The organism is Pseudoalteromonas sp. 2CM39R (genome assembly GCF_023161845.1).
Genome location: NZ_JALNTM010000004.1, coordinates 93304 through 118923, shown reverse-complemented (window position 1 = coordinate 118923; position 25620 = coordinate 93304). Strand labels below are relative to the sequence as shown.

General features: G+C 36.9%; 32 protein-coding genes. 9 read left to right on the top strand and 23 right to left on the bottom strand.

All coding sequences use genetic code 11. The features are described from left to right. Positions 1–15: 15 nt before the first annotated feature. From MTF66_RS10935 to MTF66_RS10925, 3 genes are all read right to left on the bottom strand, one after another. Positions 16–1158 (bottom strand): 5-(carboxyamino)imidazole ribonucleotide synthase, encoded by a 1143-nt coding sequence (locus MTF66_RS10935; protein WP_248527234.1) that lies wholly within the window; start codon positions 1156–1158, stop codon positions 16–18. Between the two features lie 2 nt (positions 1159–1160). After that, positions 1161–1643 (bottom strand): 5-(carboxyamino)imidazole ribonucleotide mutase, encoded by a 483-nt coding sequence (gene purE, locus MTF66_RS10930; RefSeq protein ID WP_008114610.1) that lies wholly within the window; start codon positions 1641–1643, stop codon positions 1161–1163. Between the two features lie 153 nt (positions 1644–1796). Further along, positions 1797–3383, bottom strand: a complete 1587-nt coding sequence (locus tag MTF66_RS10925; RefSeq protein WP_076919581.1) for an ABC-F family ATPase — start codon at positions 3381–3383, stop codon at positions 1797–1799. A gap of 613 nt (positions 3384–3996) precedes the next feature. Between MTF66_RS10925 and MTF66_RS10920 the strand changes: the two genes are divergently transcribed. Then, the gene (locus MTF66_RS10920; protein ID WP_248527233.1) at positions 3997–5205 is read left to right on the top strand and encodes a porin; all 1209 of its coding nucleotides are present in this window, start codon (positions 3997–3999) and stop codon (positions 5203–5205) included. Between the two features lie 96 nt (positions 5206–5301). Here the strand turns inward: MTF66_RS10920 and MTF66_RS10915 are convergent, their stop codons facing one another. Continuing rightward, positions 5302–5484, bottom strand: coding sequence for a hypothetical protein (locus MTF66_RS10915; protein WP_248527232.1), 183 nt, complete (start codon positions 5482–5484; stop codon positions 5302–5304). Between the two features lie 111 nt (positions 5485–5595). Between MTF66_RS10915 and MTF66_RS10910 the strand changes: the two genes are divergently transcribed. Continuing rightward, positions 5596–6117 (top strand): TetR/AcrR family transcriptional regulator, encoded by a 522-nt coding sequence (locus MTF66_RS10910; protein WP_010390018.1) that lies wholly within the window; start codon positions 5596–5598, stop codon positions 6115–6117. A gap of 358 nt (positions 6118–6475) precedes the next feature. Here MTF66_RS10910 and MTF66_RS10905 read toward each other — a convergent pair whose 3' ends face one another. Both MTF66_RS10905 and MTF66_RS10900 read right to left on the bottom strand, forming a co-directional pair. Then, complete coding sequence (locus MTF66_RS10905; protein ID WP_138594951.1) at positions 6476–7372, bottom strand: alpha/beta hydrolase; 897 nt, start codon at positions 7370–7372, stop codon at positions 6476–6478. After that, the gene (locus MTF66_RS10900; RefSeq protein ID WP_248527231.1) at positions 7369–7878 is read right to left on the bottom strand and encodes a GNAT family N-acetyltransferase; all 510 of its coding nucleotides are present in this window, start codon (positions 7876–7878) and stop codon (positions 7369–7371) included. Before MTF66_RS10900 ends, MTF66_RS10905 begins: the two co-directional genes overlap by 4 nt. A gap of 109 nt (positions 7879–7987) precedes the next feature. Between MTF66_RS10900 and MTF66_RS10895 the strand changes: the two genes are divergently transcribed. Further along, entirely contained in the window at positions 7988–8191 is a 204-nt protein-coding gene (locus tag MTF66_RS10895; protein ID WP_138569662.1) for a hypothetical protein, read from the top strand. 1 nt (position 8192) lies between these two features. Here the strand turns inward: MTF66_RS10895 and MTF66_RS10890 are convergent, their stop codons facing one another. The 3 genes from MTF66_RS10890 to MTF66_RS10880 form a co-directional block, all read right to left on the bottom strand. Beyond that, positions 8193–8666, bottom strand: coding sequence for a GNAT family N-acetyltransferase (locus MTF66_RS10890; RefSeq protein ID WP_282454078.1), 474 nt, complete (start codon positions 8664–8666; stop codon positions 8193–8195). Between the two features lie 17 nt (positions 8667–8683). Beyond that, entirely contained in the window at positions 8684–8878 is a 195-nt protein-coding gene (locus MTF66_RS10885) for a CPXCG motif-containing cysteine-rich protein (protein ID WP_054200950.1), read from the bottom strand. A 92-nt stretch (positions 8879–8970) separates the two neighbouring features. Then, the gene (locus tag MTF66_RS10880) at positions 8971–9558 is read right to left on the bottom strand and encodes a MepB family protein (protein WP_054200951.1); all 588 of its coding nucleotides are present in this window, start codon (positions 9556–9558) and stop codon (positions 8971–8973) included. Positions 9559–9686: 128 nt separating this feature from the next. Here MTF66_RS10880 and msrA point away from each other — a divergent pair, with 128 nt between their 5' ends. Next, positions 9687–10283, top strand: a complete 597-nt coding sequence (msrA, locus tag MTF66_RS10875) for a peptide-methionine (S)-S-oxide reductase MsrA (RefSeq protein ID WP_248527229.1) — start codon at positions 9687–9689, stop codon at positions 10281–10283. Positions 10284–10384: 101 nt separating this feature from the next. Here the strand turns inward: msrA and MTF66_RS10870 are convergent, their stop codons facing one another. Then, positions 10385–10555, bottom strand: coding sequence for a hypothetical protein (locus MTF66_RS10870; protein WP_010390033.1), 171 nt, complete (start codon positions 10553–10555; stop codon positions 10385–10387). A 31-nt stretch (positions 10556–10586) separates the two neighbouring features. Then, positions 10587–10826 (bottom strand): hypothetical protein, encoded by a 240-nt coding sequence (locus MTF66_RS10865; protein ID WP_010390035.1) that lies wholly within the window; start codon positions 10824–10826, stop codon positions 10587–10589. 318 nt (positions 10827–11144) lie between these two features. On the opposite strand from MTF66_RS10865, the gene MTF66_RS10860 reads away from it, so the two are divergent. The 3 genes from MTF66_RS10860 to bktB all read left to right on the top strand — a co-directional run bounded on the left by MTF66_RS10860 (position 11145) and on the right by bktB (position 15089). Then, on the top strand, positions 11145–12026 hold the full coding sequence (locus tag MTF66_RS10860) for a LysR substrate-binding domain-containing protein (RefSeq protein WP_248527228.1): 882 nt from the start codon (positions 11145–11147) through the stop codon (positions 12024–12026). 182 nt (positions 12027–12208) lie between these two features. Continuing rightward, the gene (locus tag MTF66_RS10855; protein WP_248527227.1) at positions 12209–13666 is read left to right on the top strand and encodes an aerolysin family beta-barrel pore-forming toxin; all 1458 of its coding nucleotides are present in this window, start codon (positions 12209–12211) and stop codon (positions 13664–13666) included. 229 nt (positions 13667–13895) lie between these two features. After that, entirely contained in the window at positions 13896–15089 is a 1194-nt protein-coding gene (bktB, locus tag MTF66_RS10850) for a beta-ketothiolase BktB (RefSeq protein WP_248527226.1), read from the top strand. An 87-nt stretch (positions 15090–15176) separates the two neighbouring features. On the opposite strand, the gene MTF66_RS10845 is transcribed toward bktB, so the two are convergent. From MTF66_RS10845 to MTF66_RS10820, 6 genes are all read right to left on the bottom strand, one after another. Then, positions 15177–15551 (bottom strand): hypothetical protein, encoded by a 375-nt coding sequence (locus MTF66_RS10845; protein ID WP_008113868.1) that lies wholly within the window; start codon positions 15549–15551, stop codon positions 15177–15179. A gap of 52 nt (positions 15552–15603) precedes the next feature. Then, a complete protein-coding gene (locus MTF66_RS10840) occupies positions 15604–15903 on the bottom strand; it encodes a DUF6419 family natural product biosynthesis protein (RefSeq protein ID WP_008113866.1) in 300 nt (99 codons plus the stop codon). 122 nt (positions 15904–16025) lie between these two features. Next, positions 16026–16604 (bottom strand): cold shock domain-containing protein, encoded by a 579-nt coding sequence (locus MTF66_RS10835; protein WP_138621978.1) that lies wholly within the window; start codon positions 16602–16604, stop codon positions 16026–16028. Positions 16605–16755: 151 nt separating this feature from the next. Continuing rightward, a complete protein-coding gene (locus tag MTF66_RS10830) occupies positions 16756–17265 on the bottom strand; it encodes a cyclase family protein (RefSeq protein ID WP_248527225.1) in 510 nt (169 codons plus the stop codon). After that, the gene (locus MTF66_RS10825) at positions 17262–17717 is read right to left on the bottom strand and encodes a hypothetical protein (protein WP_248527224.1); all 456 of its coding nucleotides are present in this window, start codon (positions 17715–17717) and stop codon (positions 17262–17264) included. The genes MTF66_RS10830 and MTF66_RS10825 overlap by 4 nt, the downstream gene beginning before the upstream one ends. A gap of 330 nt (positions 17718–18047) precedes the next feature. Beyond that, positions 18048–19286 (bottom strand): amidohydrolase, encoded by a 1239-nt coding sequence (locus tag MTF66_RS10820; protein ID WP_248527223.1) that lies wholly within the window; start codon positions 19284–19286, stop codon positions 18048–18050. 189 nt (positions 19287–19475) lie between these two features. Here MTF66_RS10820 and MTF66_RS10815 point away from each other — a divergent pair, with 189 nt between their 5' ends. After that, on the top strand, positions 19476–19838 hold the full coding sequence (locus tag MTF66_RS10815; protein WP_248527222.1) for a hypothetical protein: 363 nt from the start codon (positions 19476–19478) through the stop codon (positions 19836–19838). A gap of 497 nt (positions 19839–20335) precedes the next feature. On the opposite strand, the gene MTF66_RS10810 is transcribed toward MTF66_RS10815, so the two are convergent. The 4 genes from MTF66_RS10810 to MTF66_RS10795 all read right to left on the bottom strand — a co-directional run bounded on the left by MTF66_RS10810 (position 20336) and on the right by MTF66_RS10795 (position 23084). Further along, complete coding sequence (locus MTF66_RS10810) at positions 20336–20569, bottom strand: hypothetical protein (protein ID WP_138594973.1); 234 nt, start codon at positions 20567–20569, stop codon at positions 20336–20338. Positions 20570–20798: 229 nt separating this feature from the next. Beyond that, positions 20799–21254, bottom strand: coding sequence for a hypothetical protein (locus MTF66_RS10805; RefSeq protein ID WP_248527221.1), 456 nt, complete (start codon positions 21252–21254; stop codon positions 20799–20801). 120 nt (positions 21255–21374) lie between these two features. Beyond that, the gene (locus MTF66_RS10800) at positions 21375–22334 is read right to left on the bottom strand and encodes a hypothetical protein (RefSeq protein ID WP_248527220.1); all 960 of its coding nucleotides are present in this window, start codon (positions 22332–22334) and stop codon (positions 21375–21377) included. Positions 22335–22445: 111 nt separating this feature from the next. Then, positions 22446–23084 carry a hypothetical protein gene (locus tag MTF66_RS10795; RefSeq protein ID WP_248527219.1) on the bottom strand — a complete coding sequence of 213 codons (639 nt, stop codon included), beginning with the start codon at positions 23082–23084 and terminating at the stop codon, positions 22446–22448. Positions 23085–23468: 384 nt separating this feature from the next. On the opposite strand from MTF66_RS10795, the gene gloA reads away from it, so the two are divergent. Continuing rightward, a complete protein-coding gene (gloA, locus tag MTF66_RS10790; RefSeq protein ID WP_248527218.1) occupies positions 23469–23996 on the top strand; it encodes a lactoylglutathione lyase in 528 nt (175 codons plus the stop codon). 62 nt (positions 23997–24058) lie between these two features. Here the strand turns inward: gloA and MTF66_RS10785 are convergent, their stop codons facing one another. Continuing rightward, positions 24059–24391 carry a hypothetical protein gene (locus MTF66_RS10785; RefSeq protein WP_248527217.1) on the bottom strand — a complete coding sequence of 111 codons (333 nt, stop codon included), beginning with the start codon at positions 24389–24391 and terminating at the stop codon, positions 24059–24061. Positions 24392–24542: 151 nt separating this feature from the next. Continuing rightward, a complete protein-coding gene (htpX, locus tag MTF66_RS10780) occupies positions 24543–25406 on the bottom strand; it encodes a protease HtpX (RefSeq protein ID WP_248527216.1) in 864 nt (287 codons plus the stop codon). Between the last annotated feature and the right edge of the window lie 214 nt (positions 25407–25620).

Below are 25620 nucleotides of genomic sequence, written 5' to 3'. Positions count from 1 at the left end.
TCGCTTAGTTTTTACTTATAATAGAGATTTGCTGGTAGCTAATACGCCTGGGTAATCCTGCTCTGGCAAGCATGATGTAAGTTCAGCTAGGCGGTTACCTAATTGCTGTAAACTCTCACCCGAGACATTAATATGCCCCATTTTACGACCTGGCTTAACGCCTTTACCATACCAGTGACTGGTTACATCCGCTGTTTTTAAAACATCAGTAGGAATTTGTGCTTGGCCTAATACATTGATCATAGCAGTCGGATGCTTAATTTGCGTATTACCTAAAGGCAACCCTGCTACAGCGCGCATATGGTTTTCAAATTGCGAGCAATGAGCACCTTGCTGTGTCCAATGCCCTGAGTTATGCACTCGAGGAGCTATTTCGTTAACTAATAACGTGCCCTGAACATCAAAAAATTCAATGGCCAATACACCTACATAATTAAGCTCATTTGCAATACGAGTAAACGCCGAGGTTGCTTGGCTCTCTACTAAGCTATTATCTTTACCGGCTAGTGAAAGCGTTAATACACCGTTTGTATGTTGATTTTCTGTAAGTGGATAAATTGCAACGTTACCCTCTTTGTCGCGCACGCCAATAATCGAGACTTCACGATCAAACGGGATCATTTTTTCAGCAATAATTGAATGAGGTGCATGCTCTGTACCTGATGCAATAAAGTCAGCCATTTCAGCCCAAATAGTGTTTATCTCATCATCTGATTTTAAACGCCACTGGCCTTTGCCGTCATACCCTGCTTGGCAGGTTTTTATAACTAACGGTTTACCTAATGTTTTAACTGCTTGTTCAAGATGCGCTTTTTCAGTAATAAGTTGGTATGGCGCACAAGCTACTTTGGTTTTATCTAACAAGGCTTTTTCAAGCGAACGGTCACCACCGGTTTTTATTGCTTGTTTACCTGGATAAAACTTATTGCTATTACAGCAAAGCGTTAATACATCATCGGGGATATGTTCAAACTCAGCGGTAATCGCATCTGCATCATTGATAGCTTGCTCAAGTGTGGTTGCATACACTTGGTTGGTTAGCGGGTGCACAATTTGTTGGCTGCCAACATCATAAGCAACCACATTTAAATTAAGCGGTGCGCCAGCAAGGCTCATCATTCGCGCAAGCTGCCCAGCACCTAAAATTAATATAGTCATTATTACTCTGCAGGATTTGGGTTAGCTAGAATAGTGTCGGTTTGCTCTTTACGAAACGCTTCAATTTTGGCGAAAATTTCAGGGTTTTGACAGCCTAATATTTGTGCAGCCAATAAACCGGCATTAGCTGCACCAGGCTCACCAATAGCCAATGTGCCAACAGCAACGCCCTTAGGCATCTGGCAAATAGACAATAATGAATCAACACCATTTAACGCTTTTGACTTAACTGGAACGCCTAAAACAGGCAATGATGTAAACGCTGCAGCCATACCCGGTAAGTGGGCTGCCCCACCTGCGCCTGCAATAATTACTTTAATGCCTCGTTCGCTTGCAGAACTTGCGTAATCAGCAAGTAATTGAGGAGTGCGGTGAGCAGAAACCACTTTAGTTTCATAAGCAATGCCAAATTTTTCTAGCATCAGCGCAGCGTGTTCCATGGTTGGCCAATCTGATTTAGAACCCATAATAATGCCAACAGTCATAAATACTCCTCAGTAATGTATTTTAAAAATAGCGGACTTATGTCCGGTTTTATGGCGGGTATTATATACTTAAATGCCGCAGTAATGCGACCAGCAGGCAATAAAAAAGCCATGTTAAACATGGCTTTTTTTAAATGCTGAAAATACTTGCTGTTATGCTTCTTTACTCGCCAAGTATTCGCTGTAGTTTCCTCTAAAGTCGATAATTTTACCGTCTTTAATTTCCCAAATACGGGTAGCAACTGATGATACAAACTGACGGTCGTGTGACACAAACATCAAGGTACCTTCATACGCTTCAAGTGCTAAGTTAAGCGCTTCAATTGATTCCATATCCATGTGGTTCGTCGGTTCATCCATTAATAAGATATTTGGTTTATGCATCATGATTTTACCAAACAGCATACGACCTTGCTCACCACCTGAGATAACTTTTACAGATTTTTTAATATCGTTTTGTGAAAACAACATACGACCCAAGAAACTACGAACAACTTGCTCGTCATCACCCTCTTGCTGCCACTGCTCCATCCACTCAAATAAGTTCATGTCTTTTTCAAACTCATCGGCATGATCTTGTGCATAATAGCCAATGTTAGCATTTTCAGACCATTTGAACTCACCGCTTTTAGGTGCTAAGCGTCCTGCTAAGGTGTTTAATAATGTTGTTTTACCCACACCATTTTCACCAATAATGGCAATACGTTCACCTACCTCAACTAAGCCTTCTAAACCTGAGAATAAAGTTTCTTCGAAGCCTTGCGATAAGCTGGTCATTTCAAGCGCGTTACGGAATAACTGTTTTTCTTGTTCAAAACGGATAAATGGCGACTGACGTGACGAGGCTTTCACTTCGTCTAATTGAATTTTATCAATACGTTTTGCACGTGAAGTTGCTTGCTTTGCTTTTGAAGCATTAGCAGAAAAGCGCGATACAAACTGTTGTAGTTCTGCTATTTGACTTTTCTTTTTGGCGTTTTCACTTAATAAACGCTCGCGAGCTTGGGTTGCTGCGAACATATATTCATCGTAGTTACCCGGGTAAATACGTAATTCACCGTAGTCAATATCGGCCATGTGTGTACATACCGAGTTTAAAAAGTGACGGTCATGCGAGATGATGATCATAGTACAGTCACGTTGATTTAGAACATCTTCCAACCACTTGATTGTGTAAATGTCCAAGTTATTGGTAGGCTCATCAAGCAACATGATATCAGGGTCTGAAAACAACACTTGGGCTAATAACACTCGAAGTTTAAAACCTGGTGCGATTTCAGACATAGGACCGTAATGTTGCTCTGTCGCTATACCAACACCTAATAATAGCTCACCCGCTTTTGACTCAGCAGAATAGCCATCCATTTCAGCAAACTCAGTTTCAAGGTCGGCTACTTTCATGCCGTCCTCTTCACTCATCTCAGGTAGGCTATAGATACGGTCACGCTCTTGTTTAATATCCCAAAGCTCTTTGTGACCCATAATTACAGTATCGATCACTGAGTACTCTTCGTAAGCGAATTGATCTTGATTTAGTTTAGCAACACGTTCATTAGGATCTGTGCTTACATTACCCGATGATGGCTCAAGCTCACCGCTTAGAATTTTCATAAACGTTGATTTACCACAACCGTTGGCACCAATTAAACCATAGCGGTTTGATTCACCAAATTTAGCTGAGATATTTTCAAATAACGGTTTAGCACCAAATTGCATGGTGATGTTAGCTGTACTAATAATAGCGCTACCCTCCAAGGGAGACTGAAGTATTTAAATTGCGCGCAGTTTAAACCAAATCAGCGTTTTTTTCTATGAAAGTTTAAAGCACAACCTAAAGTAAACAGTAGTTGTTTATTAGCTATTAAAGGATTAAAACAGCCAAAGAGATGAACGAGTAAATGTGCAAAAAAGCGAAGTGAAATTCACTATTATGCTGTTAACGCGGTAAAAATATGTTTAATAAAAAAACAATCACCGTTACAGAAAAATAAATAATTTAAACGTACTAAATCGCTAATTGGTCGCATTTTACTTTTATTAACATTTAATACGGCTATATTAACGTTTTTTATAGCATTAGAGTTTTAGCTCTACCTATGCCGATAGTAGCAACTATGAAAAAAATTCAACTCTCCCCCTCCTGCATTTAATCCTAATGTCTTATTCCAAAATTAAATAGCGGTTTATACGGCTACAAAATAAATACAGCATTAACTTAAAGTGAACAAGCTGCGTATTTTGTATTAATTATCGTTGATAATTTTTCACTTTTGAGCCTTTTATTGCTTTGCTAGTCTGCACGACTTCGAATTTAGTAATTATAAAAACGTCTTTTTTAGGCAAGGCACACACAATGAAAATAAAATTAGTATCGCTCGCGATTGCAGGTGTTTTAACAACACCGAGTGTTTCAGCAATTGAAGTATTTAAGGATGAAAAAAATACAGTCGCTATTGGCGGCTATATAGATGCGCGAGTAATTAATACTCAAGGTCAAAATGAAGTGGTTAATGGTGCCTCACGAATTAATTTTGATTTTAAACGTCAACTAAAGAACGGCTGGGAAGCAATGGCTTTAGTTGAATGGGGTGTAAACCCTGTTGGCAGTAGCGATATTGTATACAACAACCGTTTTGAATCAATTCAAGATGAATTTTTGTATAATCGTTTAGGTTATGCAGGACTTAAACACGACAAATACGGCCAAATTACTATTGGTAAACAATGGGGTGCGTGGTTTGACGTAGTATATGCAACTAACTACAGCTATGTTTGGGATGGCAATGCCGCAGGTGTATATACCTACAACAAAGACGACGGTGCTGTAAATGGTACGGGACGTGGCGATAAAACATTGCAATACCGTAATAGTTACGGTGATTTTGATTTTAGTGTACAAACTCAGTTAAAAAATAGCGCATTTTATACCTGTGATGTAAGTGATATTACAGAGTCACAATGCCAGGCTAATTTTGAGTCAGGCGATACTGCTGCGCAACAAGTTGAATTTAACTATACATTTGGCGGTGCAGTAACTTATAACGTGACTGATAAGCTGAAACTGACTGCCGGTATTAACCGCGGCGAGTTTGAATTAACTTATGGCGACGGAACAACTCGCTCAGTTGACGATTTAATTTACGGTGCCGGTGTTATTTGGGGCAATATTGATGCGCCAGGTTTATATGTAGCTGCTAATATCAATAAAAACGAAAACCACGACACAGATAACATTGGTCGTTTAATTAAAGATGCAATTGGTATTGAAACATTTGTGTCTTATCGTTTTGAAAACGATTTTAGACCATTTATTGCCTACAACTTATTTGATGCAGGTGATGACTACGTAATTCAACCAAACTTTAATGCCGATCCTAACGATGTATTTAAGCGTCAATTTGCTGTTATTGGTGTGCATTACTTAATAGATGATAACACCCAACTTTATGTAGAAGCGCGTAAAGACTTTGGTGATTTTGAAAGTGATAATAAGCAACAGCAAGCACAAATGGAACAATCGGAAGATGACGGTATTGCTTTTGGTTTTAGATACGTTCTTTAATGGCCTGTTGAGCTTTCAAGTTTAAAATAGCAAAGGTCAACAGACTAAAGCCCTGCAAAATAGCAGGGCTTTTTATTTGTTTTACTGAAGATTTTACTACTTTTTCTTAAATGCTTTTTTTAACGCACGTGTTCCCTCTTGTGGCCCTAAAATAAGCCACAAAAAGGTAACCCCACCTGGGACTAAAGCGGCTTTTAGTATTGGGCCGAGAATAAAAGAATAAAAATAAATAAGTGGAATAAAAAGTACATAACCAATAACACGTTTGATAAACTCCATGTATCACCTTATGATTAATTGAGCATGCTCATAAATTTAATTGAGTGCGCTCAATTAATCAAGAGCTGATTTAAGCTCAACATCCAACAAAATTATAAAGCATTGAATACTATGAGTAAAAAAGAAAAAACACGGGATAAAGTTTTAGCTTCAGCATGGGAGCTTTTCTTACTACAAGGTTATGACCACACATCGACAAGAGAAATTGCTGTTGCAGCTAATGTGGCAGTTGGTACTGTGTTTAGTCATTTTGAAAATAAAATTGATCTGCTTATGGCAGGTATGCAGCAACAAATTGAAGTTATTATCGAGCAAGCAAAGCAATCAGATACTCAGCGCCCTCCTCGATTGAAATTACGCCACTACGCTCACCCTCTATATTCCTTTTATTGTGAAAACAGTGAGTTTAGCAAATTACTAATTAGCGACATCATTTGGCGTGAGGATTTTTTTAAAGCACAAATGGATGAATTTAAAAAACTACTATTTAGTGAACAACCAGAATTTGATGAAATAAAAGCAAGTGTGATGATGGACTGCTATTTTATGACCCTGATCACAGGCTTAAACGACGAGATACCAAATGCAGAAGCCATGCTGAGACAACTGAGCAACAAAATTGCATTGTTGTAACGTCAATTATAAAAAGCTGGAGTTTAAGTCTGTGTATTACTGAACCATTGATGGAAAACCCGATGTTAGCTGCAATTAAAATGTCTAACTTAGAACATCTAAATAATTACATTGTTGCTTTGTTTAATTTGGTTTTCCTGCTCCTACACAACTCACTTAATAAAACGCGTAGATATAAGTTAAAAAAAACGCCCCAACAATTTCCCCCCTCCCTGATTATATTTTTAAAAAATTCACCTATTGCTAAGACTTGTTTTAAATCAAACAAAGTATGATGTGTTCTTTAGAGTGGATGCTCCACCAGCAGTAAAGCAATAAAAATCAATGCAAACTATATTTAATTGATCACCGTCATTAATTAATCAGAAGGCGTGTTAATTTGCGAGCTTAAGAACGCCGTATAATTTAACAGTGCTTTATCGACACTCAGTGCAGGGTTTTGATTATGTTCAGCATTACTATTAATTGTACTTCCCCACTTAAGCCAGTCGTTTGGATGTTTTGCTAAACTAGTAACTAAATTATTGTATGCACCTAACATTAAAGAGTGCTCTGCCCCACCGACAGTGATATATAAAAATGTCGGTTGTTTTATACAATTTATATTTGTTTTTAAAAATGCATCAAACCGCTTAGTCACTGTCATATCGTCATACCAAGCGGCTGGGCTAAATGCAAAGTAACCATTGAATAACTTTGGTTTAGTATGCAGCGTGTATAAAGTAAAACTGCCCCCAGCTGAAAATCCGGTCAAAATTCGATTTTCAGTTAATGTGTAGTTGGCCTCTAAATAAGTAAGTAACTCTTGCTCTAGAAAAGCTAAAAACAAATCAGCTTTACCAAAAATTTCAGGCGAACTTTCATGTTTAGGTCGAGGATTTGTATTAACGTCCTTCCTTGCATAAGGTGGCACAAGATCACGATTTCTAGTATCAGTAAAAAACTGATTTGGTATAGCAACTAAAATAGCCTCATTTAATGTACTTTCATGATTTAATGCTTTTAAGGCTTTATCCCAATTAGCTAGATTAAAATTACCATCTGTTTTTATAATAAGTGGATACGCTTTATTTTTGTCAAAACTATCGGGTAACCTTATAAATACTTTTCGTGACTCTTTAAGCACTTTCGAATCTAGGGTTACATCAACAAACTCTGAAACATCATTTTGATAATAGCTAAACCCAGTTATTGCAAGCCCAAATACGCTAGCCGTAAGCAACATATTTAAAATAATCGCTTTTTTAATTCTCATGCGCCATCCATTTTAGTTAATTGCTTATGCCATACACCGTTATTAAATTGCTGGTTAAATGCAAAGCCAAGCTTAGTGAGTAAGTTATAACAGCGTACATTTTTACCATGAATTTCTGCGTATAGATGTTCAATGTTTAAAGAGCGATGTATCTCACTGACAAAACCTTTAAGTACTTCATGCATTAAGCCTTGTTGCCAATAAAAAGGATCAAGCTCAAAGCCCAAATAAGCAGTTTTAGTTTGGTTATTAATGTTATACAAACCACAAGTACCAATTAAGTCGCCAGACATATTATGTTCAATCGCAAGCCGAACACCTTCCCCTTGATAATAACTCGATATATCATCTTGAATTAATTGCTTAACATGCTCTTTATTTAACGGCGTTTTATAATCGTTAAACTCATAAACGAGGGGATTATTTAAAATTGTTAATAGCGCTGCGCCATGTTTGTGGGTAATTAAACGCAAGGTAACGCGGGGTAATTTTATCGTTTTAAACATGCCTATGCCAAATAAAGTAAACGCGCTTTAAATAGCACTTTATAGAACGTCATTATTAACTTACCATATCGTATTCACAAGCATTAACAAGCATTAATTAAGATAAACTATGAGCGACAATTTTAAAGTAATACAACCAACTACTACTGTTTACTGCCCAAAACGTGGTGAAGGTTGGACTCTCACCGGCATTACTAATATTGATGAGTTCACATCGGTTATGTTTGATGGCGTACGTTACACCTTACCAGCGAGAGAAATTGTGGAGGAGTTGCTGCCTAACCAATTAGCGCGTGAACAGCAAAATAGCTAACTTAAACGTAATTTATTACTTTAACCATATAAACGCAGTTATCTGGTAATGGGCTTGAATCTTGATTCGTCTCAACTATAAATCCTAGCTTTTTATAAGCCAAAACTGCTGCTAGGTTATTTTCATAAACAAACAATGAGCTATAAGTAACATTTAAGTTTAAGTGCCCATGCTTACATAATTCTTTAATCAGGGTGGCTGCAATTCCCTCCCCCCTGTATATAGGGTTTACTACTAAACGAGCCAAATGGCATTTGTTTTTTCGTTGATAATATTGCCCAAAAGCGAATAATTCGTTTTGTTGTCCAACCAATACAAAAGAAGCCGAGCCACCAAGGTTTAAGTCCTCAATAAAAGTCTTCTCTGTAAATGGGTATCTAAAGTATGGGCCAGCCCATTGAGTCATGTCATGTTGACTGTTAAACCAGCTCATTAGCTCGAGGATATGCGTATTATTAAGTGGTTGTAATGTCATTCGACTGAGTAACTCCTTTAAAATGCCTCATCTTCACTGTATACATTTACATTAAGTTCATCGTTATCTTCAAATACGACAAACGAAATAGGCCTGCAACACACTTGGCAGTCTTCTATATATTGCTCATCAATATCAGCCACATCAATTAATACTTCTATAGATTCGCCACAGTAAGGGCAACTAATCGACTTTTCGGTTAACTGGTTCATATCTTACCTACTATTCGTATGACTGTATGATCTCACTTTAGTAAATAACCCTATATAAAACAATGCTGGTAAAGTGACTTAATAATTCAAATTTAAACAGCGTTAGCTAAAATTTTGTTTAACTTAGATAAATCAATTAATTTATTTTGATCTTGCTTTAAGAAATAATCGCATTGCCAACGCTGAGTAACTTTAGCAGAATTACTAAATGTGCCAGTCCCTTTTAAGGCTCTGCTTTCGCTCCAAGGTGGAAACACTCTAAAAGCTGTTTTACCCTTAGAGTTTAAAGAACTCACTATGCCTTTTTTTAGTAATACATTTACGGGGAACATGAACAAGCCTCGTTCAATATTTGTAACTTGGTTGTTCGTAGAAGTTAAACCTTCGCTGTTAACCTCTACGAGTAAATAATCAAACTCATCATTTAACGGAATTGGCTTATTATTTTTACAATCCGCTGGGCGTTTCCATAGTGCTAAAAAAGCGCCAGGTCTGTCGGGTGTAACTTTAGCCTTTCTGTAAATTATGCGTTTTTGGTTTAAAGTAAATGCATAGCCATGGTATTGGGCATTGTGGTCATGAGAAACGAGTTCATCAGCGCTTGGCAGTTTATAGCCTAAAGAAGCAAAACTGGTTTGCAAAAGTGTGGTTAATTCATTACGCGAATTACTGGTTTCCATTTATAGAGTCCATTTTATATAAAGCGAGTTTAAAACAAGTTACCTGCTACACAATGAAAGAGTATTTACAGTTAGCGGGTCTACTATAACAAGCATTTACGCACTCACACACTAGGTTGATAATTTTTATGAATAAAACACTCGTATTTGCAGTCACTTCTGCCGTACTTTTGACTAGCTCATTTGCTCATGCTAAAACCGAACAAGCTATTTTAGCAGGAGGCTGTTTTTGGTGTATGGAAAGTGACTTTGAAAAACTCGAAGGTGTAACCGATGTGATCTCAGGTTTTACTGGCGGTGAAATTAAAAATCCTACTTACAATGGTAATCATCGCGGCCATTACGAAGCCGTTCTGGTTACCTACAACACTAATGCATTAAGCTATCAAGATATTTTAAACCATTACTGGGTTAACATTGATCCTTTTGACGCCAAAGGCCAGTTTTGCGATAAAGGCCCAAGCTACCGTAGCGCAATTTTTGTAGCTAATGAGCAACAGCGAAAGCTAGCTCAAAAATCCAAACAAGCCGTTATTAGTGAGTTTACTAAGCAAACAGTGGTAACCCCTATTCTTGATGCGAAAACCTTTTACCCGATAAAGGGCAAAGAAAGTTATCATCAAGATTACTATAAAAATAACCCTATTCGTTATAATACCTATCGCTGGCGCTGTGGTCGTGATAGCCGCCTAGAAGACATTTGGGGCGATAGAGTTACTCACTAAGTTTATAAAAACCAAAAAGGCTGTAAAAATGCAGCCTTTTTATTTATTCCCTTATCTCGCTAACTAAAAAAATTTATTTTTCAAGACGGTTAAATAGCTTTCTACAATGACGATTTCTTTTTTATAGGAAACATCTTAAACCAAAACGCCATTTCAAAAACAAAGCCCGCAATAATAAAAATAAATAAGCCAGTAGTGCTACCATAAGAATAACAAGCAATAGCGGCAATAATTAATGCAGCTAAAATCAACCATTTTATAAATATATTCATCTCTAGTACCTTAGATTTAAATTAGTAGCTATCAATTATTTCTTGATTCTTTAATAAAGCGATATCTAAATTCAGATAAGTAACCGAGTATCATAACCAACATAGTAGAATTTAAATCGCCATTAATAAGTAGCGTCCATATATACTCTTTAGTATTAAAACTGATATATACACACATTATAAAAGCAACAATGCTACAAGCCTTAAACATCCATGAATATTCTCCAAAAAAAGAATCGAATACACTCTTATCTATTGGTTTACCTTCCATAATAACTCTCTGCTTTTTATAGCGTTTTTTATTTAGTTTGTTAATCGTAATACCTAGCTTATTACGTGTCTATTGTATTGTTTGATTAAATGTTACTAATTATTTCTAATGAGTTATTTATTATAAAATTACTAATACTTTCCTTCAGTACTTCCTATCCTAAAACGAGTAACTAAATCATTTAATACAAAGGTAAAATTTTTGTTGCCACAAAAGGGACTAATGGGTACTTTAAATAAATGATTAGTTTTATGAATCTAACCAATAATTAAGTACTAAATACGATTTTATACCTCAAATTTATACAGGAGATTTACCTTGCTTGATATAATCGCGCTTTTTATAAAAGTAAATCATTACAAAACATTTAATGAAGCGTCAGTAAAGTTAAATATTCCTTTACCCACTTTACAAAGAAAAATAAAAAAACTTGAAGAAGACTTATCTTTAGCGTTGTTTTATCGTGAAAAAGGAAGTTTGCGATTAACAGAGCCAGGAAAGAGCTTTTATAGCCATTGCTTAGCTCACGTAGAAGGTTTACAAAGTACGCTGTGCAATTTTAAGAACTCTAGTGAAAATAAAGTGAGTAAAATTAAATTAATAGCACCGCAAAACTTTATAAAGAGTGTGTACTTCTCAGGCGTTATAAATCAATTCACCCTACTTTATCCAAATATTAAGATTCATATGATGCTATCGGATGAACGCCTTGATTTAAAAGCCACCGAGTTTGATTTAGCTATTAGAATCGGAAAATTAGATAGCTCACAAAATATATGTAAAGTCATTAACCAAATGAGCTTTGTTTTAGCTTGCTCATCGAGTTTAATTGAGCAATATGGCATACCAAGTAATTTTGACGATTTAGCTAAACTCCCCCACATATCGTGCTCGCCATTCGAAAATTGGTCTTTTAAAGCAAATAAAAATGAAAAAGTAATTTTTAAACCTCAACCCAACTTTATTTCCAACGATATAGAAATGTGTGCCTTAGCTGCCATTGAAGGAAGAGGTGTTTATTATGGTCCAAAATATTGTTTATTACCGCATATAAAAGACGAAAGCTTGGTTGAAGTATTAACGCAATTCAAACCTATTAAACGAGATGTAAACCTGATATGGCCTGATAAATTAATCCCAAAAAGCACACGCTATCTAATCGATTTTTTAGAGTACTCTCTCAAGGGGGTAAAAATGTAGCTACAATAGCACTATAGTCTTAATGAATTTTTGCAATATTTAAGCAACTAATATTTTTGAAAAACCAACTTTCATTTAACACTCTATAAAAATATAGCGAGTTCTTTAGAATCAAAATCGGTCCAAAATTAGATTATTTAATTAGGGCCTAATTAAAATATGATTTTAAAGGATGTAACTTAATGAAAAAAATAATACCTCTATTGCTGTTGTCACACACAAGTTTTGTAAGTGCTAATACAACTGCAATTTATCCAGATCAACTTAAAAATGAAAGCTTAGGTGCTGGAGTTTGCTCAGCTGATAATAGACTAATTACAAAGGCTGAAGCGCAAACCTACAGAAACGAACTTACTAACAAAATGGGTAAGTGGCAAATAACGGGATTAGCTAATGGCTGGGTTATTATGGGCTCTGGCTACGCAGGTGAAATAAAACAAGGGTCTGCTGTAAATTCTTGGTGCTACCCTAACGATCCTATTAATGAGATCCCTAAATTAAGCTCCTTAAAAGTAGCGCCTGGCAGTCAAAGCCAAATTGAATGGGACTTAGTAAACCAAAAAGAGGATTTTATAAAACCCCTTTCATATCTTGCTCACACAATGGGTTTTGCGTGGGTTGGTGGAAATCGCTCAAGCTATGTGGGTGATGACATGGAGGTATCTAAAGCGGGCTCTGGATGGAAAATACAAGGTTATAATGGGGGCAGCTGTGATGGTTATCGATGTGATGAAAAGTCAGCTATTACCGTATCTAACTTTGAATATGTGATGGATAACAAATCATATAAAATAACAGGTGATATTGTTGCTGCCGACAAAGAACTAATTAAAACGTTAACAGTCCCTGCAGTGAATGACACGTCAGCAGCTCAAATGTCAGTCGTTACCATTGAATACGATGCAGCTACTAATTGGTCTAAAACAAATGACTACAGTATTTCTGAGTCTGTTACATTATCCAATACATGGAAATCCCCTTCAGTTACTGGCGGATCAGACACTTCGTTATCGGTTACTATAGCAGCAGAGCAAGCATGGGGAACAAGTAACGGCGGCTCAGAAGCTGAACGTGTTGTTGTACAGGCAAGAACCAATGTACCAGCATTCACAAAGCTTAATGCTAAGGTCGATTTGTTTAAATCATCAATATCGTATCCTTATTCATTCGATGCTGATATTACTTACGATCTATCAATAAATGGCTTTATGCGTTGGGGAGGCAATGCTTTATTAAGCCATCCTGAAAACAGACCTAATGACACTGCTAATTTTGTAATAGGCCGTTGGGCAGGTCAAGAAAATAGCATTGAGTATCAATGGGAACACCGCTATATACCAGGTGAGAATAAAAAATGGGATTGGCCTTGGATGATACAACAAACAAGCTTATCAACAATGCAATACTATTTAAGTCATGTTTTAAGACCTAAAAAAACAACCCTAACAGGCCACTTTTATGCACAAAGCCAATTTGCTGGTAGCGTTTATTTTGGTGATGAAACCCCACTTGTCACTAACCAAAGAAGTAAGCGAAGTGTTTCAGCTAGTGATTACTCAAGTGCAGAAAAGTTAAAAAAAGAGTTTGAAGATGCTGGTTTTAAAAATGTAGTTGTTAATATTGAAATGATTGATTTATAAATCCCCGTGGGCTCTCATAAGGAGAGCCCTATTTTATAAATTTACACAAAAATATAATTATCACACGCCTATTTTACTTCCACTTTATTAGAAAACACATACAGCTCAACCCAACCTCGCCATTAGTTTATTTAAAAGTTATGCTTTGATGTTAGAAGAAGTATTGATCTCCTTTGTCTATTAAACATATTTCAGCAAAAGTGATTATAAAAATAATAAGAGAACAGCAATGACACAAAATACAAACAACAGCGTAGTAATACTCAGTGCGGTTCGTACCGCAATTGGTGGCTTTGGTGGCAGCCTTAAAGATTTTAGCCCCGCTGAGCTTGGCACACTGTGCGCAAAAGAAGCCCTAACTCGGTCTAAGCTTACCCCTGACCAAGTTGGTTCATGTGTGGTAGGCAAAGTTATTCATAACGGCCCAAAAGACGCTTACCTATCAAGGGTCATTGGACTAGATGCTGGGTTACCTATAAGCAGCCACGCTGTAACGCTTAATCGCTTATGTGGCTCTGGCCTTGAAGCCATTATACAAGCGGCACAACAAATTCAATTAGGTGATGTAGATGCAGCCCTTGCTGGCGGAGCAGAAAGCATGAGTAGCTCTGCCTATACCCTCGAAAGTAATCGCTGGGGGCAAAAAATGGGTAATAGCACTATGATTGATGAGCTCACCACGACCTTACAAGACCCATGGGATAATAACCCGATGGGAATAACTGCTGAAAACATTGCAGAAAAATATTCAATTAGCCGTCAGCAGCAAGATGAGTACGCAGCAAAAAGCCATCATAAAGCTGCAAAAGCCATTGCTGCAGGTCATTTTAAACAGCAGATTGTGCCAATAGAAATCAAGTCGCGAATAGGGACGCACATTTTTGACACCGACGAACATGTTCGCGCCGATACCACAGCCGATAAACTTGCATCTTTAAAGCCCTACTTTAAAAAAGATGGCACCGTTACCGCAGCAAGCTCATCAGGTATAAACGATGGTGCAGCCATGTTGGTACTTATGTCAGAGCAAAAAGCAAATGACCAAGGCTTAAAACCGCTCGCTCGTTTAGTGGGTTATGCCAGAGCAGGCGTTGATCCTACTTTAATGGGTATCGGCCCTATTCCTGCAGTACAACAGGTATTTGAAAAAACCGGCTTAACCATCGACGATATGGATGTGATTGAGTCTAACGAGGCCTTTGCAGTACAAGCACTGTGCGTTGCTAACGAGTTAAATTTCCCTGCCCATAAGGTAAACCCGAATGGTGGTGCAATTGCCTTAGGCCACCCTGTTGGCGCAACGGGCGCCATACTAACCACCAAATGCTTGTACGAACTAAAACGAATTAATGGCAAATATGGGCTAGTCACAATGTGTATTGGCGGCGGCCAGGGCATTGCAGCTATATTTGAAGCGTTTTAATGAGTAAAGCTAAATCATTTTTGTAGTAATAAAGTTGATAATTAAATTGGCTAGTCATATAACTAGCCAATTCAATATTTACACTAATTAACTAAAAACGCCAAATAAGTTAAGTACAACGAGTAAAGCGCCAAATAGACCCGAAAGTGTTAATAACCAATAAAAGATACATCCAAGAAATCTATCGAATTTGGTTGTATTTTCAAATAACAACGAAGAGTGCGCATACATAAAAGAAAACTTACTTTTTTCAATTTTAAGTAACCAACGCCTTGGCAAGGAGAATGCTTGAGCAACATTTATAATATCCCAACCACTAATAACCTCTAGACCGAGTATATCTTTTGTTTTAGGGTTTTTTCTTAATTTACGTACGGTCATTTGGCCAAAAACCACATAAAGGATCCCAGAAATAATAGATGACATAATTAATATAGCGACCCAAATTTCTCTATCACTCATAATTTATTAACCTGCTCCATAATATAATCATATATCCCTTCGGCATCTTCTTTTACAATTTCGTTAACTTTCTTACGCCTAATAAAACACCACCAAATGAAATTAAAAATAATATTGGTAAAAACAGTAATGTTTGGGTGTTGTCTAGATTTATACCTGGGCTGCCAATAACCGCCAGCGTATTAATTAACAGCAGTATTAAGCTTGATTGCAGATAGCCCTTGTAACCTATAGCCCCTGCGAACAACAGCATAATAAATGAACCTGAAACTGCAGGCGTAAAAGGCGCCGCGGCGAGTAACATACAAACAAACGAAAATATAACAGCACATCCAATTATTACTTTAAACATAACAACCTCCTTGATAAATGGCTTTAAATCCACCAGCTATTTATAACTGTATTACTAAAAATCGTATTCCCCCTAAGGGCCCAAAACTAATTTTTAGTTTATTAATAACCTCAATATAAAAACTACCTATTCCCAAACTGCCGTTCACAGGGCTCTCCGTCTTTATCACCGTCCATTTTAGTATTTGGGCAATGTTGAATAAAAAATAATGCCTCTGCATACGAGGTCATTTGGCTACAATGTTGGCGGCCATCACAGCGAAATGTTGGTGGTGTTTTATTAAGTGAGCTTGAACTCGCGGGCATAAATGACTCTAAGTTAGCATTAGTTACGACTGGTGTTTGCTTGGTATTTAAAAAACCGGTTTTATACACACTAAAACCAATACTAAAAATAATACCAAGTGTTATAAGTTTCATTAAAGGTGAGTTCTTACCTGAGGTTTTACTTATTCTAACCGGCCTTGATGAAGCTTTTATGTGTGGTTGTGCTAGTACGCCCTCAATACGGCAATTTACAGCTTTAGTTTTACCGTTAGGCTCAGTCGCAACCTCAAAATAGATAATGTCACCCACTTTAGGTTTACGACTCATATGTTTGAGCGACGATATGTGTATAAAGGTATCGTGTTGCAGTGTGCTTGATTTAATAAAGCCAAAGCCTTTATCGTCATTCCACGATTTTAATATTCCTTTGTTCATCCTTGAGTCGTCCATATAAGTATTGTTAATTTTACAGCCAGTACTTTTATCATGATAAAGAAAAATACTCTTTGTGTATGTTTCTTATTTCAAAAAACGATACCACTGTATATAAAAACAGTAACCACTATTAACCTTACTCTTTATTCAACTATAAGTTACTTGTAAGTGCAAATACGCGTAATGCCGAGCCAGTGCCACCACGTATTTTAAGCGGCGGCACAATGGCAATAAACTCATAGACTTTTTCTTTTGCTAGCTCCTCAAGGAACAAGTTTTCTATTATGTAAATACCGTTATCTGCTAATAACATCATATGTACCGGAAAAACCTGAAAAGAGGGTTCTGTAGCAATAGGTGGGCGTTTTTCAAAAGTAAGGGTGTCATTACCCACAACACTTGCACCAGCCTTTATTAAAAACTGTGCACCACTTACACCAACGCCTGCAGCATGTTCTGCAATATATTGCTGTGGGTTATTAGCAAAATATTGCCCCCACCCCGTTCTAATAAACACAGTATCGCCTTTTTTAATTTTTACACCTTGCGATTTTGCTGTTCTTTTTAAATGTGACGCTGTTATGTCAAAATCTGCAGCCAATGGGGTATCGTCACCGTTAATAAAGCGAGCCACATCAAGTAATACCGTTCGGTTACTCAATACAATAAGTTTACAGGATAATGATCAATTCCTAAGTCACTCCCTACACCACTGCGTCCTATTCCTCTGCGATCATTGGTCGCTTGCGCCGCATCTACTCCACCATACAGCAAACCATCTCGACCAATATGACCTAACGCATCAATAGTTGGACCTCCATGGTGACCACTCCATTGCATTATTTCTGAGGTGAATGAGAGCTGATTGTTATCACCAAATGTACCACGTGTATCTGCATGGGTTGCATTAAGTGCCATTGAGTATTTTGGGTTAACGGACGCTATTGGGGAATTTTCATCCCAATTATGAGACAGGTCATAGGTTTTGGCATGACTGACAAGAGTAATAAACTCTTCAGTTTGCTTAGATTTACTTAATTCTTTGCTATTGGTCGCTAAGCTCGAACAACTAATTAAAAAAAACATAAACGACATCAACATTGCCAGTTTCATCGTATCTCCTTATTTGTATATGTTTAACGCGCTATCCAAAAAAATAGCGACTAAAATAAGCCGCTACATGCATTCTCACAATAAATTAGTACATTTTTTCATTTTCAACCCTTAAATTTGATTGTTATTCGCTTAACCGAGTATTTAAAAATTAGCATATGAATTCAAATCAAACAAAAAAGGGACAAGTTTTTACAAGAATTAACCGTTAGAAGTTTTATAAATATTCATTAAATCTCAAACTTCACTTGCATCTCAAGGCTGAGGTTTAATACGACGGCGACTAAAGCCGTCGTATAGTTAAGCGTTAAAATTGTTTCATGTTGAATATCAATTTGAATATACAACATGACCTTCTTTAATGCTTTGCACTATTTTTATATCCTTAATAGTAAGTGGTTCCACTTTTAAAGGGTTGTTACTTAAAATGACGAAATCCGCGAGTTTTCCCTCAGCTAGCGTACCTTTACTTGTTTCTTCAAAATATTGAATATTAATGGCCATCTCATCACTCATGATAGGATAACCTTTATAATCCAGCGGTTTACCCTCGGGCGGCGTATGATAATGTGATGATAACCAAGCCGTTTTTCCTTGTGGTGAACCATCTAAAGTTAATTTAACACCCCCTATTCTGTATCGATTAACATAACTGCGATCTGAATTATAAAATTCGGGTTTAACAGCTGACTTATTCCAAACAATGTCAGGGTATGAAACAACATCAATGAATAGCGATTTTTCACGAGCTGCTCTTTCTAATGCCGAAGTCGCATCCGCTGTGGTGCGGCCATCTTGAGCTGTTAAATATCCATTTTTAGCATACTCCAGCTGAGCAAGCTCAATGGACCTCTGTTGTACTTCAGCATCAGATTTAGTGGCAACAATAGGCAGTAATAGATTAAAAAAAGCCGCTTCTTCAAGCACGCCATTAGGACTATTATCAGCCAAACGTCTAATTACACCGCCTTTGGGGTCTTTGGTATCCTTTGTGTAGCCACCCACTTCTAGAGCTTTTGAATTGACACTTGCTAGATGACCCGATTGATGCATTATAAGCACTGGGTATTTAGACGAAATTTTATCTAGAACATCTTTAGTTGGATGTTGTTTTTCGCTAAGCTGCGAATCGTCATACCCATTAGCTAACACCCAACCAAATTTTCCGATAATGAATTTCCCTTCAGCAGACTCCATCCACTTTTTGGTTGTTGTCACTAAACTATTAAAATTTGCACCGGGGCCATCGGGAGGAGGTAATAAATTTGCCAATTGCGCAATTAAACCCGTATTGTACATATGGCTATGGGCATCCAAAAAACCGGGTAAAAGTGTTCTCCCTTGAAGGTCTTTGTTTTGTAGATTGTCAAACTTTTCTCTGGCTTTCGCTAAGCTGCCAAGGTAAACAATCCGCCCTTCTGACTCAACTAAAGCTTCCTCATAATGCGGCTTTTCTCCTTCCATAGTGAGGATATCTCCGCCGTAATATAAAACCGGCTCAGCTGCTAGCGCGCTTGTTCCAAAACAAAATAATACTGATGGTAATAAAAAACGTAATCGCTTTGTCATTTTATCTTCCCTGTAAATATAGCTGTAATAAATTTAGCACATGATGTTTTAAACAAAAACATAAAGTGACACCCATAATTAATATATTAAAGCATCTCGTTTTAAATTAGTTAGTCCATTCAAAATACACAGTTAGGTAACGTGATGAGCGGATTCTCAGCTTTATCACAAGCATCAGGAGGTTCAGCTATGAAAATACCTCAGTGTGAATCTCCTATTCTCACTATGAAGTCAGATAAATCAGTTAGCGGATGGAGTGAAAGAACAACGTTCTTCATATGTGTTGTTCAATATCAAACAGGTTATCAAGTTGATGTATACACCACATTAGAACAACAGTCTGGGGGGATCTCTGTCAATCAACTTAGTCAAAGCTTAGTTCGCTCAGTAGTTGGTGATACTAGCCAAAATATACCAAAAACTATGGCTCGATTAAAAGACTCACTCGCAGAACTAAATACTGAAACAAAAATAATCGACAGCTATATTCCAAGCAAATGGAAAGGTTTATTTGCAGACGATAGAAAGTCTTTAGAAGCTGAAACAGAGTAAATAATTTCACTAAATTAAAGTTCTTACAAATAATGGAGTAATAAAGTACTCCATTATTTTTTTAAAACTAATAATTACTCTAGCAAAATAATGAAGGATTTATCTGTGTGGAATAAGTTTTTCTTTGGTGAGTAAAATCGACTTCCATCATGATGATTTCTTTTTTATAGGAAACACCTTAAACCAAAACGCCATTTCAAAAACAAAGCCCGCAATAATAAAAATAAATAAGCCAGTGTGCTACCATACGAATAACAAGCAATAGCGGCAATAATTAATGCAGCTAAAATCAACCATTTTATAAATACATTCATCTCTGTGTGGTTGATTTAATAAAGCCAAAGCCTTTATCGTGATTCCACGATTTTAATAATCCTTTGTTCATCCTTGAATCGTCCATTTAATAGCTGTTAATTTTACACCCGTTTTAAAAGAGGCTCAAAACCAAGCAAACCTAGCCGAGCCCACCAACAACCGTAGTTTCCTTATTAACTAACTCATTTTGCAAAAAAGCGTATTTTTGCTTCTTTTAATGTGCATAAAAATACAGAAAACGCACAAATTCCGCCCCCCATAAATGCAATTTGAAAACTAGATAGCGAAGAAAAACTAAATTGCTGAGAATACATGTACTGCCCTAATAACTGTGCAAAGGTAGCCAAACCTAAAATAATTAACAATGGGCACACAACTAGCGTAAACCAAAACCAAATACGTCTAATACCTTTCATAATTAATACCTTTCATAAATAATCCTTTTCCTTAATTTGACTTAGAAATTAATTAGCTAGTGAGCTACCAGCATTTTATTTTAAAAACAGCTTATAAAATTGCCGCATGAATTTGATGTTTGAAGTCAAGATTTGACCCTATTTTGTTTAAAGATGCCTAACGCCAATATAATGGCGCGCGGCTTTTTGCGCGTCCAGCCAGCTCTGCTGGCGATCATTGATATTCTTGTTACAAGGCATCTACTGCTGCCTGTATTTGTTCTTTCCGCAATACTTCGTATTTCCCAAGTACTTCATAGAAAGAAGCCTGTCTAACAAATGGAAATTGAAGATAGTAATGACGAGAGAAACCGTTGATATGAATTTTATCTTTACCAAAGATAGCTTGCTCTTCACTCCATTCGTTGTTTTCTCCACGAATTGTCGTTTTATAAACACTTATGGATTGGTCTTTTATATCTAAAATATATGTACCGAACTCGCCTCTAAGAAGCAAATAGCGATTACACTTCGATTGCTCTATACATTTTGAGTGATCAGTATGGCCAATTAAAATAGGGATATTTTTAAATACATCAAAGTCACCAAAACTGGTTTTAAGCGTAACTCCATAAGCATCACATCCCATTCGAATTTCTCCGAGAGGATTTAATTCAACATCTTCTAATACTGCTTCACGTTTCATGATGGATTATCTTATGCCTTGTAACGCCTGCTTAAGCGGACTAAAATAGTGGGTTATAATGTAGAGCAAAGCGAAACGTAACCTACTGTTTTAGTTCTATTTAAATCTCTTGTTATATTTTTATTCTGCCATCATTTTTTCATATTGATGCTGGCAATATCCACATGTGCCATCGATATACTGCTCATCTAGAGTTAAAGAAGAACCACACCTATCGCAATTTAAGTATTCCTGTGTATATTTACATTTTATGCAACATTCTTCTTCATGGATATATGTACTCTCACCACATTCAGGACAGGTATCATAAGGGCTCTCACCACCATCCATAGCAGCACGAACCACTTCACCATAAAGAGATTCTTTAACACATTCTGTAACCACTTCATCAAAACAAAAATCAAGATCGCAAGAACGGCAAGTGAGATTAATAATTGGGTAGGAATCGTCCTCGTAAGGAGCAAAGACTAGAGAGGAGTGGCACGATTTACATCTTAGCTTATTGAGTAACTCGGGGACAATGCTGAATTCCCAGTCAATTTTATCAAGTGACGCTTTACATTCTTCCTCTTCTTTTTCGTAGACATCAGCAACATTCAATAGTGACTGCCAGCAATCTTCTCCGAACATTGTTGCTGGATTTTGATTTAATTCATTTGAGACAAAGTCACGTATAAGCATAAATGATTTGCTTACGATCTCCCTGACTGAATCAGAGCTAATTGTCGTATAGTAATGTTCAAGATCATTTCTAAGTCTATTGATTTCATCAAATCGCCCCCACTCAACAGTAACTTTTAATGATTTGAATCTTTCTTTAATCATTTGAACGTCGACTGTATTATGCCCATTTCCCTGAAATTCAAGTTCACCATCTTCGTTTAATACTGGACTGATTTTTTTTCTGATCAGTAGCTCTTTATCTTCAGCTGGGGATAGCTCACACAATTTTTCTTTATATAAAAGTAAAATTCCGGCGAATATGTTTCTTATCGCAGATGCATTACGACGTTCATCTTCTAGGTTGTAATCTTCAACACCAACTTGGATGGAGTCGATTGCATTTTTCAGAATACTCATCACTTTCCTTAGAAATATAAAGCCCATTTAAGGGGCAAAATATAGTTGGCTAAAATAGATGAACGTAGTGAACAAAAAGCCAACTGTATTTTGTCCCGCTTGAAATTCTTGTTAACTTGCCAACCACTGCAACAATGTTGTTAATTGACTTAATCCCCATGCAATAGAGCCAATAATTAACTTTAATGAATATTTCAATCCGAATACCGCTTCTATTACAGTTATCACTGTTAGTACTAAAATAAGGTTATTAGTTCGTGTTTGAAGCAATTGCTGCTGGCTTTGACAATAATAATCATGCCACCATTCATTTTCATTTTTGTATGGTTCATCAAAATCATGATCTCTATGATGTTGATAAGTTTTAATTACTTCTCCTTCTTTATCGGGGCTTAATTTACATCTTGTGCCAATTGAGCCTTCGTGCCAAAAAGTATATCTATCAAAGTAGAGTTCATACTCTTCATTAGGATTTAACGCCTTAATTTTTGGTGTAGACTGAGCCTGTTGTGCAAAACCAGAGAAACCATCACCTGAACTTATTGTGAACTCGGAAATTGTTGCCCCAGAAAATGACTCTGAACCAATATTTTTGATTTTCAAACCATACTCAAAAGGTTCATTTTGTATTAAAAATGGGTACTTTCTTGAAAACCACCGCCTTCTAATAGGCCTATGAATAAACTGAAGTCGCAAATCAACCTGTTTTTTAGGCAGTAGCTCTAGTTGTTCTTCTTGTTTTTCTTCCAAGTTATACTCCTAAATTTGAAGGCAAGTTAACAGCTTTTTGAACACCACTTTGGGGGGTTATAACACCCCAAAACGGCGTATATTACATTGCTTAATAATTCCACTAAATAAGTTTAATGTAAACAAGTAATTACGTAGGCTATAAAATGACTATTGCTAAAATACACCAAAACGACTTTTAATAATGTTATGGGACAAAAACAAATACTGTATAAATAAACAGTGCCGCTAATTAAGCCATTTTCTGCTTTAAAAACACTCAATTCACAGGCTGATAATTTAGCTCAGTGGTTTTAATTTTTGCTGCTGTTTATTATGATGAGCGTTCACCCTGCCTTTTTAAATCCATTAAGGTTTTTTCAGTCATTTTATTAAGGATATATCATGTCTAGCTATAACGAATCTCCAGAGCAAATTGCACAGGCCACTGAGGGCTATGTGATGCAGCAAACTATGTTGCGTATTAAAGATCCAAAACCGTCGCTGGCATTTTATGAAAACGTATTGGGTATGAAACTATTAGGTAAGTACGACTTTCCTGGTATGGAGTTTACTTTGTACTTTTTAGGCTACGAGCAAGATATGCCTAAAGGCGATGATAAAGAAAAAACTCAATGGGTGTTTCGCCGCCCTGCGCTGATTGAACTTACCCATAACTGGGGTGCTGAAAACGACGACAGCTTTAGCGGTTATCACAGTGGTAATGAAGAACCAAAAGGCTTTGGCCATATTGGTATTAGCGTACCTGATGTATATGCAGCGTGCGAACGCTTTGCTAAATACGATGTGGAGTTTGTAAAACAGCCAGGTGGCGGCTCAATGAAAGGCCTTGCCTTTATTAAAGACCCAGACGGTTACTGGATTGAAATACTTTCGCCTGAGGGAATTACCGATATTATTTTTGATAAATAACCCATATACAGAATATTAAAAAGCCAGCAAACAAGCTGGCTTTTGTGTTTCTAAATAAACAATTACTTATAAGTAAAAGTCACTTCATCCATTTTAGCTAAAACACCTGAATCAGACTCAGAAAAAGTAACTTTATCAGTTACTGCGGTAATATTATTAAAGGTTATAACTACTTCTCCTTCCATTACTGTATCGCCATTGTTAAAGCTAACGCTGTTTGATGTGGTTTGAAATTTATTTTTATAGTCAAATGAAAGGTGTACGTCACCTATATATTTTTGGGTTTTATTATCCGAAGAGAAAACTTGTTTGTTTGCTGTAATTACATGCTGATTAGCTAAAACAACACTTGGTAAAGCAATTGCAACAACGACTAATACTTTAAGTAACTTCATATTTATTTCCTTATATTAGAGAACTTATAACAAATAAAAAATTAATGAGTATTTTTCGTACTCCACATTAAGCTTGCATAAAAGGCACTAGATTGCAAGTATAAAAAAACCAGCTGTTAAGCTGGCTTTGTATATTTACTAATTTACGTAATTACTTGCGTAGTGCGTCTATACGTGCATCAAGCGGTGGGTGAGATGAAAACAACTCAGCCATGCCTTTACCACTGGCAATACCAAAGGCCATCATTGAGCCTTCTAATTGCGATGGGTGGTTTTGCTTTAATCGCTCAAGGGCTGAACGCATTTTATCTGCGCCTACCAACTGAGCTGCGCCGTTATCGGCTGCAAATTCACGCTTGCGGCTGTAATGGGCAACCACAACACTGGCTAATACACCAAATAATACTTGGAATAACATATCGAATAAGAAGTAAGTCCAACTGCTGCCGCCCTCTTCTTCATCGCTATTTATAAAATTATCTACTATGCCCGCCAGCACTTTTGCGGCAAAAATAACAAAGGTATTAACCACGCCTTGAATAAGCGTTAGCGTTACCATGTCGCCATTAGCCACGTGCGATACTTCGTGCGCAAGCACTGCCTCGGCTTGATCTTGGGTCATGTTGTGTAATAAACCCGTACTTACCGCCACCAGCGAGTTATTTTTACTCGGGCCGGTTGCAAACGCGTTCATTTCTGGGCTGTCGTAAATAGCCACTTCCGGCATATTAATACCGGCTTTTTTAGCTTGCGCGGCAACCGTATTCATTAACCACTGCTCGGTTTCGTTACTTGGTTTTGTAATAACCTGCGCACCGGTTGATTTTTTCGCCATCCATTTCGACATATACAAAGAAATAAACGACCCACCAAAACCAAATACAGCAGCTATTAATAAAATACCACCCAGGCTACGATGGCTTAAGCCCAGCGCACTCATTATTATTGAAAGCACAACACCTAATACCAACATAACCGCTAGGTTAGTTAATAAAAACAAAAATACACGTTTCATACATGGTCTCCAAAAATAACATTTATTGCTGAGCGATTTCTTTTTGTTGATCGGCCATAGCAACCACTGCGTTATGACACACTATGTCATAACATCAATGCTATTCTGTGACAAACTATGTCATAACGCAAGGGATATTTTTAAAGTTTTATATATATTTAATTAAGTTAAACTTTCTAGGTTTTTTTCTGTTCAACAGTAAAAATACACTTCT

Excerpts from the sequence above, each read along its gene's own strand:
- MTF66_RS10935 (WP_248527234.1), bottom strand. The coding sequence starts at position 1,158 with ATGACTATATTAATTTTAGGTGCTGGGCAGCTTGCGCGAATGATGAGC.
- purE (WP_008114610.1), bottom strand. The coding sequence starts at position 1,643 with ATGACTGTTGGCATTATTATGGGTTCTAAATCAGATTGGCCAACCATG.
- MTF66_RS10920 (WP_248527233.1), top strand. The coding sequence starts at position 3,997 with ATGAAAATAAAATTAGTATCGCTCGCGATTGCAGGTGTTTTAACAACA.
- MTF66_RS10915 (WP_248527232.1), bottom strand. The coding sequence starts at position 5,484 with ATGGAGTTTATCAAACGTGTTATTGGTTATGTACTTTTTATTCCACTT.
- MTF66_RS10910 (WP_010390018.1), top strand. The coding sequence starts at position 5,596 with ATGAGTAAAAAAGAAAAAACACGGGATAAAGTTTTAGCTTCAGCATGG.
- MTF66_RS10905 (WP_138594951.1), bottom strand. The coding sequence starts at position 7,372 with ATGAGAATTAAAAAAGCGATTATTTTAAATATGTTGCTTACGGCTAGC.
- MTF66_RS10900 (WP_248527231.1), bottom strand. The coding sequence starts at position 7,878 with ATGTTTAAAACGATAAAATTACCCCGCGTTACCTTGCGTTTAATTACC.
- MTF66_RS10895 (WP_138569662.1), top strand. The coding sequence starts at position 7,988 with ATGAGCGACAATTTTAAAGTAATACAACCAACTACTACTGTTTACTGC.
- MTF66_RS10890 (WP_282454078.1), bottom strand. The coding sequence starts at position 8,666 with ATGACATTACAACCACTTAATAATACGCATATCCTCGAGCTAATGAGC.
- MTF66_RS10885 (WP_054200950.1), bottom strand. The coding sequence starts at position 8,878 with ATGAACCAGTTAACCGAAAAGTCGATTAGTTGCCCTTACTGTGGCGAA.
- MTF66_RS10880 (WP_054200951.1), bottom strand. The coding sequence starts at position 9,558 with ATGGAAACCAGTAATTCGCGTAATGAATTAACCACACTTTTGCAAACC.
- msrA (WP_248527229.1), top strand. The coding sequence starts at position 9,687 with ATGAATAAAACACTCGTATTTGCAGTCACTTCTGCCGTACTTTTGACT.
- MTF66_RS10870 (WP_010390033.1), bottom strand. The coding sequence starts at position 10,555 with ATGAATATATTTATAAAATGGTTGATTTTAGCTGCATTAATTATTGCC.
- MTF66_RS10865 (WP_010390035.1), bottom strand. The coding sequence starts at position 10,826 with ATGGAAGGTAAACCAATAGATAAGAGTGTATTCGATTCTTTTTTTGGA.
- MTF66_RS10855 (WP_248527227.1), top strand. The coding sequence starts at position 12,209 with ATGAAAAAAATAATACCTCTATTGCTGTTGTCACACACAAGTTTTGTA.
- bktB (WP_248527226.1), top strand. The coding sequence starts at position 13,896 with ATGACACAAAATACAAACAACAGCGTAGTAATACTCAGTGCGGTTCGT.
- MTF66_RS10845 (WP_008113868.1), bottom strand. The coding sequence starts at position 15,551 with ATGAGTGATAGAGAAATTTGGGTCGCTATATTAATTATGTCATCTATT.
- MTF66_RS10840 (WP_008113866.1), bottom strand. The coding sequence starts at position 15,903 with ATGTTTAAAGTAATAATTGGATGTGCTGTTATATTTTCGTTTGTTTGT.
- MTF66_RS10835 (WP_138621978.1), bottom strand. The coding sequence starts at position 16,604 with ATGAACAAAGGAATATTAAAATCGTGGAATGACGATAAAGGCTTTGGC.
- MTF66_RS10825 (WP_248527224.1), bottom strand. The coding sequence starts at position 17,717 with ATGAAACTGGCAATGTTGATGTCGTTTATGTTTTTTTTAATTAGTTGT.
- MTF66_RS10820 (WP_248527223.1), bottom strand. The coding sequence starts at position 19,286 with ATGACAAAGCGATTACGTTTTTTATTACCATCAGTATTATTTTGTTTT.
- MTF66_RS10815 (WP_248527222.1), top strand. The coding sequence starts at position 19,476 with ATGAAAATACCTCAGTGTGAATCTCCTATTCTCACTATGAAGTCAGAT.
- MTF66_RS10810 (WP_138594973.1), bottom strand. The coding sequence starts at position 20,569 with ATGAAAGGTATTAGACGTATTTGGTTTTGGTTTACGCTAGTTGTGTGC.
- MTF66_RS10805 (WP_248527221.1), bottom strand. The coding sequence starts at position 21,254 with ATGAAACGTGAAGCAGTATTAGAAGATGTTGAATTAAATCCTCTCGGA.
- MTF66_RS10800 (WP_248527220.1), bottom strand. The coding sequence starts at position 22,334 with ATGAGTATTCTGAAAAATGCAATCGACTCCATCCAAGTTGGTGTTGAA.
- gloA (WP_248527218.1), top strand. The coding sequence starts at position 23,469 with ATGTCTAGCTATAACGAATCTCCAGAGCAAATTGCACAGGCCACTGAG.
- MTF66_RS10785 (WP_248527217.1), bottom strand. The coding sequence starts at position 24,391 with ATGAAGTTACTTAAAGTATTAGTCGTTGTTGCAATTGCTTTACCAAGT.
- htpX (WP_248527216.1), bottom strand. The coding sequence starts at position 25,406 with ATGAAACGTGTATTTTTGTTTTTATTAACTAACCTAGCGGTTATGTTG.